The sequence below is a fragment of the Streptomyces sp. NPDC057623 genome (assembly GCF_042800355.1).
Lineage (GTDB): Bacteria > Actinomycetota > Actinomycetes > Streptomycetales > Streptomycetaceae > Streptomyces.
The window spans coordinates 56113-66485 of record NZ_JBHVGZ010000047.1 but is presented as its reverse complement, the minus strand read 5'-3'; the positions used below and the strand labels follow the sequence as shown (position 1 = coordinate 66485).

The 10373-nt window shown below is 72.4% G+C and carries 10 protein-coding genes; 7 read left to right on the top strand and 3 right to left on the bottom strand.

Annotation, left to right across the window (positions count from 1 at the left end):
- Positions 1-106: 106 nt before the first annotated feature.
- Complete coding sequence (locus ACFU95_RS34690; protein WP_383836184.1) at positions 107-757, bottom strand: FMN-dependent NADH-azoreductase; 651 nt, start codon at positions 755-757, stop codon at positions 107-109.
- A 132-nt stretch (positions 758-889) separates the two neighbouring features.
- Here ACFU95_RS34690 and ACFU95_RS34685 point away from each other — a divergent pair, with 132 nt between their 5' ends.
- The 4 genes from ACFU95_RS34685 to ACFU95_RS34670 all read left to right on the top strand — a co-directional run bounded on the left by ACFU95_RS34685 (position 890) and on the right by ACFU95_RS34670 (position 4463).
- A complete protein-coding gene (locus ACFU95_RS34685) occupies positions 890-1252 on the top strand; it encodes a winged helix-turn-helix transcriptional regulator (RefSeq protein WP_383836181.1) in 363 nt (120 codons plus the stop codon).
- A gap of 165 nt (positions 1253-1417) precedes the next feature.
- Positions 1418-2875 (top strand): DUF2252 domain-containing protein, encoded by a 1458-nt coding sequence (locus ACFU95_RS34680; protein ID WP_383836179.1) that lies wholly within the window; start codon positions 1418-1420, stop codon positions 2873-2875.
- Positions 2876-3141: 266 nt separating this feature from the next.
- Entirely contained in the window at positions 3142-4044 is a 903-nt protein-coding gene (locus ACFU95_RS34675; RefSeq protein ID WP_383836176.1) for a J domain-containing protein, read from the top strand.
- Positions 4045-4133: 89 nt separating this feature from the next.
- Positions 4134-4463 (top strand): rhodanese-like domain-containing protein, encoded by a 330-nt coding sequence (locus ACFU95_RS34670; RefSeq protein WP_030050646.1) that lies wholly within the window; start codon positions 4134-4136, stop codon positions 4461-4463.
- 19 nt (positions 4464-4482) lie between these two features.
- On the opposite strand, the gene ACFU95_RS34665 is transcribed toward ACFU95_RS34670, so the two are convergent.
- Positions 4483-5616: an acyl-CoA dehydrogenase family protein gene (locus ACFU95_RS34665; RefSeq protein ID WP_383836173.1), complete on the bottom strand. Its 1134-nt coding sequence runs from the start codon at positions 5614-5616 to the stop codon at positions 4483-4485.
- Positions 5617-5819: 203 nt separating this feature from the next.
- Here ACFU95_RS34665 and ACFU95_RS34660 point away from each other — a divergent pair, with 203 nt between their 5' ends.
- The 3 genes from ACFU95_RS34660 to ACFU95_RS34650 are packed head-to-tail and all read left to right on the top strand — an operon-like array spanning position 5820 to position 8559.
- Positions 5820-6593, top strand: coding sequence for a DUF5819 family protein (locus ACFU95_RS34660; protein WP_383836170.1), 774 nt, complete (start codon positions 5820-5822; stop codon positions 6591-6593).
- On the top strand, positions 6590-7816 hold the full coding sequence (locus tag ACFU95_RS34655) for an HTTM domain-containing protein (RefSeq protein WP_383836167.1): 1227 nt from the start codon (positions 6590-6592) through the stop codon (positions 7814-7816). The genes ACFU95_RS34660 and ACFU95_RS34655 overlap by 4 nt, the downstream gene beginning before the upstream one ends.
- Positions 7813-8559, top strand: a complete 747-nt coding sequence (locus tag ACFU95_RS34650) for a TrmH family RNA methyltransferase (protein ID WP_383836164.1) — start codon at positions 7813-7815, stop codon at positions 8557-8559. The genes ACFU95_RS34655 and ACFU95_RS34650 overlap by 4 nt, the downstream gene beginning before the upstream one ends.
- Here the strand turns inward: ACFU95_RS34650 and paaN are convergent.
- Entirely contained in the window at positions 8556-10247 is a 1692-nt protein-coding gene (paaN, locus tag ACFU95_RS34645) for a phenylacetic acid degradation protein PaaN (protein ID WP_383836161.1), read from the bottom strand. The genes ACFU95_RS34650 and paaN overlap by 4 nt on opposite strands.
- Between the last annotated feature and the right edge of the window lie 126 nt (positions 10248-10373).

Here is a 10373-nt window from a genome sequence, read left to right as displayed (position 1 = left end):
GGAGTCGGCGACTCCGGGTGAGACCGGGTGCCCGGTGCCGCGGCCGACTCCCCGCCACGCGTGCGTGGGTCTGGGTCCCGCCACGCGTGTGTGCCCGCCGAAGTGGTTACGCCGCGTGCCGCTGGGCCAGTTGCTTCGCCTTCGCGGCGGCCTCGTCGAGGGCGCGCTCGCGGGAGGCCTCGAAGAGCGGGAGCAGGTCGGCCATCCCCGGGTCGGCCGGGGCCATCGTGAGCTCCGGGACGATGAAGTCGAGGTCGGCGCCGAGGAAATCGGCCAGCACCGCCGACAGGTAGTTCTGCACGTACTCGTAGCCCGCGCGCGGAGTGCCCGGCCCGTAGGCGCCGCCGCGGCTGGCCACCACGGTGATCGGGGTGCCCTTCACCGACTGGGTGTCGCCCGCGGTACGGCCGAACAGGACCACGTTGTCCAGCCACGCCTTCAGCGTCGACGGGATCGTCAGGTTGTACATCGGGGCGCCGATCAGCACCGCGTCCGCACGCTCCAGCTCCTCGATCAGCCGTACGCGCTCGGCGAAGGCGGCGGCCTGCTCGGGGGTGTGGGTCGCCGGATCGGAGAAACCGGCGGTGTGCGCGTGGGCGGTGATGTGCGGCACGGGGTTCGTGGCGAGGTCGCGGTGGATCACCGTGCCCTCGGGGTGCTGTTCCTGCCAGGTGCGACGGAAGGCGTCGGCGACGGCGCGGGAGGAGGAGGCGTCGGACGGGAAGACCGAGGAGTCGATGTGCAGGAGCGTTGCCATGAGGGTCTCCAGAGGGGACGGAGGCGGGCGCGGACGGCTGCCCGCAGTGACTGAGAATTCGTACTCGACTATGGATAACACAGTCACTTACTTTTTTTCACCCCCATACGAGAAGGCAGTACCCTGAGAGGCATGGCGGGTGAGCAGAGTCGCGACGTAGGGGCGTGCAAGCGGGTCGACGAGGGGATCACCCGGGTCTTCCAGCTGCTCGGAAAGCGCTGGACCGGCCCGATCGTGTCCGTCCTGACCGCGGGACCGGCCTACTTCGTCGCCCTGCGCCGGGCGATTCCGGGCATCAGCGAGCGCATGCTCTCCGACCGGCTCACCGAACTCGCCGCCGCGGGGCTCGTGGTGCGCGAGGTCTACGAGGGGCCGCCGCTGCGGGTGGTGTACCGGCTGACGGAGGCGGGCGCCGCGCTGGAGCCCGCGCTCACCGAGCTGGCTGAGTGGGCGAAGGCGTATCTGGGGGACGCGGAGCGGTCCGGAGGCTGCTGACCGGGTTTTCCACAGCCAGGGGTCTACGTTCACATTTCCCCAACCGTGTCTCGCGGACTCGCGGAGTTGTCCACAGGGTCTGACGCGTTTCGGCCACCGGTTGTAACGTCGGCACGAGTTGATGTTCGTGTCGGTGGTCGTGTGTGAGCGGGGGAGGCGGTCGGTATGACCGAGGTCGGTGCCGGAGCTACGGCGGAGGCGGCCGCGGTGGCGGCGGACTCGCCGTCGGGGTCCGCGGCCCGTCGGCTGCCCCGCGTGCGAGGCTTCGCCGAGTGGCCCGGCGGCGGGTCGCCCAAGGAGGAGGGCAAGGCGCTGCGCGGGCGGGTGCCGCGCGGTGAGCACGCCCTTCTCGATCTCGACGCCGACCGCCCTGACGCCGTGGCCGCCGTCGAGGAGTCCAACCTCGGACGGCTTCGCGAGCTCACCCCGATCCGGGTCGGCCGGATGGCGGCGACGCCCTTCGCGTTCCTGCGCGGCTCGGCGGGGCTCATGGCGTACGACCTCGCCCGCACCCCCATGACCCGGATCCGCGCCCAGATCTGCGGCGACGCGCACGCGGCCAATTTCGGCCTGTACGGCGACCCGCGTGGCGGCCTGATCATCGATCTGAACGACTTCGACGAGACGCTGTACGGCCCCTGGGAGTGGGACCTCAAGCGGCTCGCCACCTCGCTCGTGCTCGCGGGCCGGGAGGCCGGCGCGGACGAGGACCGGTGCCGCAAGGCGGCGCGCGACGCGGTCGGCGCCTACCGGCGCACCATGCGGCTGCTGGCCAAGCTTCCGGTGCTGGACGCGTGGAACGCGATCGCGGACGAGGAACTGGTCTCGCACACCGACGCCCATGATCTGCTCGGCACGCTGGAGCGGGTCGCGGAGAAGGCGCGGGCCAACACCAGCGGGCGCTTCGCGGCCAAGTCGACGGAGCCGACCGAGGACGGCGGCCGCCGGTTCGTAGACGCCCCGCCCGTACTGCGCGGGGTACCGGACGCGGAGGCGGCGGCGGTGGCGGCCTCGCTGGAGGGCTACCTCACCACGCTCTCCGAGGACCGCCATCCCCTCCTCGCCCGCCACTCGGTGCACGACGTGGCGTTCCGTGTGGTGGGCACGGGCAGCGTCGGCGCCCGCTCGTACGTCGTCCTGCTCCTGGACCACCGGGGCGAGTCCCTGGTCCTCCAGGTGAAGGAGGCCCGCCCCTCGGTCCTCGTCCCGCATCTGGTGACGGCCGGCTTCGAGGCGCCGGAGGCGGAGCACGAGGGGCGGCGCGTGGTGCTCGGCCAGAAGCGCATGCAGGTGGTCAGCGACGTGCTGCTGGGCTGGACGACGGTCGACGGACTCCCCTTCCAGGTACGCCAGTTCCGCAACCGCAAGGGCAGCGTCGACCCGGCCGCGCTGGCCGCCGACCAGATAGACGACTACGCCCGCATGACCGGCGCCCTCCTGGCGCGCGCCCACTCCCACAGCGCCGACCCCCGGCTGGTCTCCGGCTACTGCGGCAAGAACGACGAACTGGACGAGGCGATCGCCACGTTCGCCGTCACCTACGCCGACCGCACCGAGGCGGACCACACCGCGCTGGTGGCGGCGGTCCGGTCGGGCCGGATCGCGGCGGAGGCCGGGGTGTGACGCGGTGCGGGCGCGCGGTCGGAAGGTGACACAGCGCGGGCGTCCGGGCGGGATGCCTGCGGCGGCCTGTGTGGGTGCGGCGGGGGTGCGCGCCGCGGCTACGGGTGGGCGCGGGCGGTGGCCGGTCGGCCCCGGGCTGATGCCGACCGGAGTCCAGGGGCGGAGCGCTCTGCGGCCGGCGGGCGGGTGGCGCCGGTGTCCTCCGGGCGGCGGTGCCTGGAACTCCGCTCAGCCGACGCGGTCACAGCGTGGCCTACGCTGGTCGGGTGACGACGCCGGAAGCTGAGCAGTCCCAGGCCGAGCCCGCCGATGCGGGGACGCGGGGCGGTGCCGAGGTGCCCGCTGGTGGAGCTGAGCAAGGTGGTGAGGCGCAGGTGACGGCCGAGGACGGGGCCGAGCGGCCCGAGGAGCGGCTGGAGCGGGCCGTGCGGGCCGCCGAGCAGGCGTTGATCGAGTACGAGATCGCCGTGGAGACCTTCCGTGTGGAGGTGGAGAACTTCTCCCGGCTGCACCACCAGAAGCTCGGCCCGATGTACGCCCGCCTCGACGAGCTGGACGCCCGGATCGCCGAGGCCACGGCCGCCCGCACCGGCGACCCCGAGGACATCCGCAAGGCCGACGAGGCCCGGGCCCGGGTGCTGCCGATGCCCGGCGTCGAGGAGCTGTTCCACGGCTGGATGGACGGCGAGGGGCTGTTCCCGGAGGCCGCGGCGATGCTCACGGACCAGCCGGTGCGACCGCCGCAGCGGGTGCGCCCCAGCGACGAGGCCCGCAAGCTCTACCGCGAGCTGGCCCGCAAGGCCCACCCCGATCTCGCCCAGGAAACGGCCGAGCGTTCCCGGCGCGAGGAGTTCATCACCCGGGTCAACGCGGCGTACGCCCGCGGCGACGAGGCGCTGCTGCGGGAGCTGGCCGAGGAGTGGGCGGCGGGACCGGTGCCCAAGGAACAGGGCCCCACCCCCGCCGAGGAGCTCTACGCCCGCCTCGAATGGCTCGCCCAGCGCAAGGAGATGCTCACGCTGGTCGCGAAGGACCTGGAGGAGGGCGCGATCGGGGCGATGCTCCGCCTCGCCCCGGACGACCCCGACCGCCTCCTCGACGAGATCGCCGACCAGCTCCTGGCCCAGGTGGCGGCGCGGGAAGCGGAGCTGGTGGCACTGCTCGGCTAGCGGGCGCTCTCGTTCCAGCAGCCCTTCAGAAGCCCTCAACGCGGCCGCACCGGTCAGGTAGCGTCGGGGCCATGAACTTCGGATCTTCCGTGCCCACAGTCGAGGTCACCGACCTCAAGGCCGACGACTTCCTGCTGGACGTCCGCGAGGACGACGAGTGGCAGGCAGGTCATGCCGAAGGCGCACTGCACATCCCCATCAGCGAATTCGTCGCCCGCTACGGCGAGCTGACCGAGGCCGCCCCGCAGGACGCCCGTGTCCATGTCATCTGCCGCTCCGGCGGGCGTTCGGCGCAGGTCGCGATGTACCTCGTCCAGCAGGGCATCGACGCCGTGAACGTCGACGGCGGCATGCAGGTGTGGGCGGCGGTCGGACGCCCCGTGCTGGACGACGAGGGACAACCGGGGTACGTGCTGTAGCGCACCCCGGGTCCGCGGGTCAGCTGAGCGGATGTGCCGCCAGCAGGTCCCCCAGGGCCTCCTCGTGGGCCGCCGCCGGGCCGAGTGCCAGTTCCAGGTGCTTGGCCCAGGCGTGGTACCGGTGCAGCGGGTAGTCGACGTCGGCGCCGAAGCCGCCGTGCAGATGCTGGGCCGTCTGCACGACCCGCCGTACGCCCTCCGAGGCCCAGATCTTGGCCACGGCCACGTCCCCGGACGCCGGCAGCGACCCCGGCGCCCCCGACGCGATCCGCCACGCGGCCTGCCAGAGGGTGGCCTCCATCGCGCGCAGGTCGATGTAGCGGTCGGCGGACTGCACCGCCACCGCCTGGAAGGTGGCGATCGGGTGCCCGAACTGCTCCCGCTTGCTCGCGTAGTCCGAGGTCATCCCCAGCACCCGCTCACCCAGCCCGAGCGCCAGCGCACACGTCCCGGTGGCCAGTAGGTCCCGCAGCCACTCCCAGGCGCCCTCGGCGTCGAGGACGTCCCGCGCCGCGAGCCGCGCCGAGTCCAGCCGCAGCTCCCCCAAGCGCTCCCCGCTGGTCGAGAACTGCTCGGCGAGCGAGACCCCCTGCGCGTCGCGCGGCACCAGCGCGAGGACGGTCCGGTCGGCTGCAGTCCGGGCCGGCACGACGACGAGATCGGCGTCGTACGCCCAGGGCACGGCGGTCTGCACCCCGTCCAGCACCCACCCCGGACCGTCCTGCCGGGCGGTCACCGCGAGCTCGGCCGGGTCGTGGCCGGTGCGGCCGTGCGCGGCGACCGTCAGGACGACCTCGCCGCGCCCCGCCCGCGCCAGCAGTTCGGCCTTGAGCTCCGGGCCGCCGTACGCCTGGACGGCGGCCATCGCCGCGCTGCTCTCCAGCAGCGGCACCCGGGCCAGTACCTTCGCCGACTCGCGCAGCACCAGGCACAGCGCGATGGCGTCGAGGCCGGCCCCGCCGTGCTCCGGGGCGAGCAGCAGGCTCAGCAGGTCCGCGTTCGCGAGCCGGCCCCACAGCGGGCGGTCGAATCCGTCGGCGACGGCGCCCGGCGTGAGCGCGGGAGAGGGCACCGCGTCCGGCGCGACCCCGGCGAGCACCCCGCGCGCCGCCTCGGCCGCCGCCTGCTGCTCCTCGGTGAAGGTGAAGTCCACGGTCCCTGCCCTTCCACACGCACGGCGATCTGACGGAGCGTCAAGATAGAACAGGTTCTAGAAGAAGGGAATGGTCCTCGTCGGACCCCCGTAAGGTGTGGGCAACGTCGGCCCGACAGGGGCTGTGCCCGGCGGGTGGGCCTGAGTACCGTTCCCGTGCGAGCGCTGAGGGAAGACGAACCGGAATCAGGGAACGGGGCAGCATGGACGCCTACGACGCGGGCTCGGCCGCCCGCCACGGGCCGCAGGAGGAGCCGCGGGACACCCCGTCCGCCCTCGCGCCCCCGCCCGCTTCCCCGGTTGCGCCCAGCGTTCCCGCCCCGTCGGCCCTGGAACCCCGCACCGGTGTGGCAGCCCTCTCCCTGCGGTACCAGATCGGCGCGGCCCTCGCCCTCGCGGTCGTGGGCATCGCGGTCTGTGTCCACACGGCCATGGTCTTCCTGCATGTCGCCCCGCCGAACACGGTCACCAAGCAGCACGGCAAGGCGATCGACGACTGGATATATCCGGAGTTCGAACAGAACTGGAAGCTGTTCGCCCCCAACCCGCTCCAGCAGAACATCGCGGTGCAGGTCCGCGCCCAGGTCGGCACGGCCGACGGCGGCAGCCGCACCACCGCCTGGTACGACCTGTCGGCCCAGGACGGCCGGGCCATCGACGGCAATCTGCTGCCGAGCCACACCCAGCAGAACGAGCTGCGCCGGGCCTGGGACTTCTTCGTCGCCACGCATGACGCCCAGAACCGTCCCGTGGGCCTGCGCGGAGCCCTGTCCGAGACATATCTGCGGCACATAGTGGAGCTGCGTCTCGACCGCGCGAACGCGGCCGGCGAGGGCGGCGCTCTCGAACGCGTCCAGGTCCGCTCCCGCACCACCAACGTGCACCCGCCGAAGTGGAGCGACGAGCAGGTCTCGGACAAGCCGTCCTACCGGATGCTGCGCTGGTGGTCGGTCGGGGCCGAGGAGGGCGCCCGGTGAACCGCTTCGCGCTCGCGGTCTCCGCGGCCATCGCCCGCGTCACCGAGTCCGCCCTCGGTCCCTGGCAGACGGCGGTCATCCGCATCGGCTTCACCGCGACCTGGCTGCTGTTCCTGCTGCGCGAGTTCCCCCACCGCCAGGAGCTGTACGGCCCCGACGGCCCCTGGGACTTCGACCTGGCCCAGCAGCTGATCGGGACGAACGGCTCCTTCACCGCTCTGATCTGGTCGAACAGCCAGCTCTGGTTCGAGAGCGTCTACGCCTTCGCCGTCCTGACCAGCGTGCTGCTGCTGCTCGGCTGGCGTACCCGCACGATGTCCGTGCTGTTCATGGTGGGCGTGCTCTCGCTGCAGAACCGCTCCATCTTCATGGGCGACGGCGGCGACAACGTCCTGCACCTGATGTGCGTCTACCTCGTGTTCACGCGCTGCGGCCAGGTGTGGTCGCTGGACGAGCGCCGGGCCAGGCTCGCGCGCGAGGCACGCGCGCGTGGCGAGCGGATCCGGCCCGACCGGCTCGGCCCGGCCCTCTGGGGCGTGCTCGGGGTCGCGCTGGTCTCGGTGACCGTGGCGGGCCGCCTCGACGGTGACCTGACCGTGCCGGTGATCCTGTGGGGCGTCTGGCTGGCGCAGGCCGTGTGGTGGATCGTGGGCCACCGCGCGACGACCCCCGAGCCCCGCATCCTGCTCGACGTCGTCGGCAACGTCGTGCACAACGGCGCCCTGCTGGTGATCATGGCCGAGGCGTGTCTGATCTACGCGACCGCCGGCTGGTACAAGATCCAGGGCTCCCGCTGGCAGGACGGCACCGCCGTTCACTACCCGCTGCACCTCGACTACTTCTCGCCCTGGCCCGCCCTCGCCGACCTGCTGTCCTCCAGCGGGACGATGGTGATGCTCATCACCTACGGCACGGTCATCGTGCAGGTCGCCTTCCCGTTCACGCTGTTCAACCGGCGGGTCAAGAACGTCCTGCTCGCGGCGATGATCACCGAGCACGCCGTGATCGCGGTCGTCCTCGGGCTGCCGTTCTTCTCCCTGGCGATGATCGCGGCGGACGCGGTCTTCCTGCCGACCTCGTTCCTGCGCCGGCTGGGCGACTGGGCCGTACGCGCGCGTGGCGGCCTGTCGCGTCTGGCGGGGCGCGGTGACGACCGTACGGAGCTCCCCGCACCGCGCACCCCGGAGAACCCCGAGCACACGCACGTAGGCTTCACGGCATGACCGTGACCTCGTGGAACCGGCTTGCCGACACCTCGGTGCTGCTCGACGGCTTCCACGCCCTCAAGCACGCCGTGCGCTTCGGAGCGGAGGTCCCGGTGGCGGTCGCCGTCGACCGGGCGGCCACGCTGGCCCTCGCCGACGAGCTGGCGCCGGACGTACGGGATGCGCTGGACGCGCTCCTGACGCAGGTCCCGGAGGCGACGTACACCTCGCTCGTGCCGCGCCCGCATCCCACCGCGGTGGCCGCCCTGGCCGTACGGCCGTCGCGCTCCGTCCACCTGGAAAGGCTGGCGCACCGCCCCCGTACCGCTCCGGTCGTGGTCCTCGACAACCCCCGCAACCTCGGCAACGCGGGCGCGGTGATCCGCCTGGCGGCCGGCTTCGGCGCGACCGGCGTGGTCACCACCGGCACGCTGGACCCCTGGCACCCCACGGTCGTACGGGGCGGGGCGGGCCTGCACTTCGCGACGGCGGTGGAGCGGCTGGGCGTGGACGAACTGCCGTCCGGGCCGGTCTTCGCGCTGGACCCGGAGGGCGACGACATCCGGGGCGGCAAGCTCCCGGACGACGCCGTCCTCGCCTTCGGCTCCGAACGCAGCGGGCTGTCCGCCGAACTGCGCGCGCGTGCCGACCATCTGGTGTCCCTGCCGATGCGCCCCCAGGTCTCCAGCTACAACCTCGCCACGAGCGTGGCGATGACGCTGTACCACTGGAGCCTCACCGGGGGCGCTTTCCCGGTCTAGGCCTCCCGGCGCACCTCGACGACCCGGAACCGGTTCGCCACGAACGCCCCGTCGCACAGCGCCGAGTTGGCGGCCGGGTTACCGCCCGAACCGTGGAAGTCGGAGAACGCGGCCGTCTGGTTCACGTACACCCCACCCGTGAGGTTCAGCGACAACTGGGCCGCCTCCTCCAGACAGACCTCCTGAAGCGCGCCCTCGACCTCGTCGTCGGTGGTGTACGCCCCGACGGTCATCGCACCCTTCTCCCGCACGGTCCGCCGCAGCAGCTCCACCGCGTCCGCCGCCGAGTCCACCGCCACGGCGAACGACACCGGGCCGAAGCACTCGCTCATGTACGCGGCCTCGTCGTCCGGCTTGGCCCCGTCCAGCTTCACGATCACCGGCGTACGGACCACCGCGTCCGGGAAGTCCGGGTTGGCGATCTCCCGGGAGGCGAGGGCGACTTCGCCCAGCCCCGCCGCGGCCTCCAGACGGGCCTTCACGTCCGGGTTGACGATCGCGCCGAGCAGGGCGTTCGCGCGGGCGTCGTCGCCGAGGAGGCCGTCGACCGAGCGGGCGAGGTCGGCGACGACCTCGTCATAGGTGCGGGGGCCCTCGTCGGTGCGGATGCCCTCGCGGGGGATCAGCAGGTTCTGCGGGGTGGTGCACATCTGGCCGCTGTACAGGGACAGGGAGAAGGCCAGGTTGGACAGCATGCCCTTGTAGTCGTCCGTCGAGTCGACGACCACCGTGTTGACGCCGGCCTTCTCCGTGTAGACCTGCGCCTGGCGGGCGTTGGTCTCCAGCCAGTCGCCGAACACGGTCGAGCCGGTGTAGTCGATGACCCGGATCTCGGGGCGGGTGGCCAGGGTCTTGGCGATGCCCTCACCCGGCCGCTCGGCGGCCAGCGAGACCAGGTTCGGGTCGAAGCCCGCCTCGGTGAGCACCTGCCGGGCGACCTGCACGGTCAGCGCGAGCGGCAGGACCGCGCGCGGGTGGGGCTTCACGAGGACCGCGTTGCCGGTGGCGAGGGAGGCGAACAGGCCGGGGTAGCCGTTCCAGGTCGGGAAGGTGTTGCATCCGATGACCATGCCGATGCCGCGCGGGACCGGCGTGAACTGCTTGTTCAGCGCGAGTGGGTCGCGCTTGCCCTGCGGCTTGGTCCACTCCGCGGTGTCGGGGGTGCGGACCTGCTCGACGTACGCGTACGCCACGGCCTCCAGGCCCCGGTCCTGCGCGTGCGGGCCGCCCGCCTGGAAGGCCATCATGAACGCCTGGCCGGAGGTGTGCATGACCGCGTGCGCGAACTCGTGGGTCCGGTCGCTGATCCGCTTGAGGATCTCCACGCAGACCACCGCGCGCATCTCCGCGCCCGCGTCGCGCCACGCGCGCATGCCGGACCGCATGGCCGGCAGCAGCTCGTCGATGTTCGCGTGCGGGTACTCGACGCCCAGCTCGATGCCGTACGGGGACACCTCGCCGCCCACCCAGCCGTCCGTGCCGGGCTGGCCGAGGTCGAGGCGGCCACCGAGGAGGGCGTCGAAGGCGGCCTTGCCCGCCGCCGCGTCCAGGCTGCCGTTCTCACCGTAGGCCTTGGGGTGCTCGGGGTGCGGGGACCAGTAGGCGCGGGTGCGGATCGCCTCCAGCGCCTGGTCGAGGGTGGGCCGGTGCTTGGCGATCAGCTCGTGGGCGGTCAGTTCGGCGGCCATGCGGGACCAACTCCTCGTTTCCAGAGCTCTCCGTCGAGCTCATGACCTGGGCAGAAACATGGGCAGGAACAGGCAGTCAGAGTTAGAGTAACCGAACGATCGGTCGGTTCAAGGGGGTCCGCCGCA

Coding starts and splice junctions, on each gene's coding strand:
- ACFU95_RS34685 (WP_383836181.1), top strand. CDS start 890: ATGGCGGGTGAGCAGAGTCGCGACGTAGGGGCGTGCAAGCGGGTCGAC.
- ACFU95_RS34660 (WP_383836170.1), top strand. CDS start 5,820: ATGGACGCCTACGACGCGGGCTCGGCCGCCCGCCACGGGCCGCAGGAG.
- ACFU95_RS34690 (WP_383836184.1), bottom strand. CDS start 757: ATGGCAACGCTCCTGCACATCGACTCCTCGGTCTTCCCGTCCGACGCC.
- paaN (WP_383836161.1), bottom strand. CDS start 10,247: ATGGCCGCCGAACTGACCGCCCACGAGCTGATCGCCAAGCACCGGCCC.
- ACFU95_RS34650 (WP_383836164.1), top strand. CDS start 7,813: ATGACCGTGACCTCGTGGAACCGGCTTGCCGACACCTCGGTGCTGCTC.
- ACFU95_RS34680 (WP_383836179.1), top strand. CDS start 1,418: ATGACCGAGGTCGGTGCCGGAGCTACGGCGGAGGCGGCCGCGGTGGCG.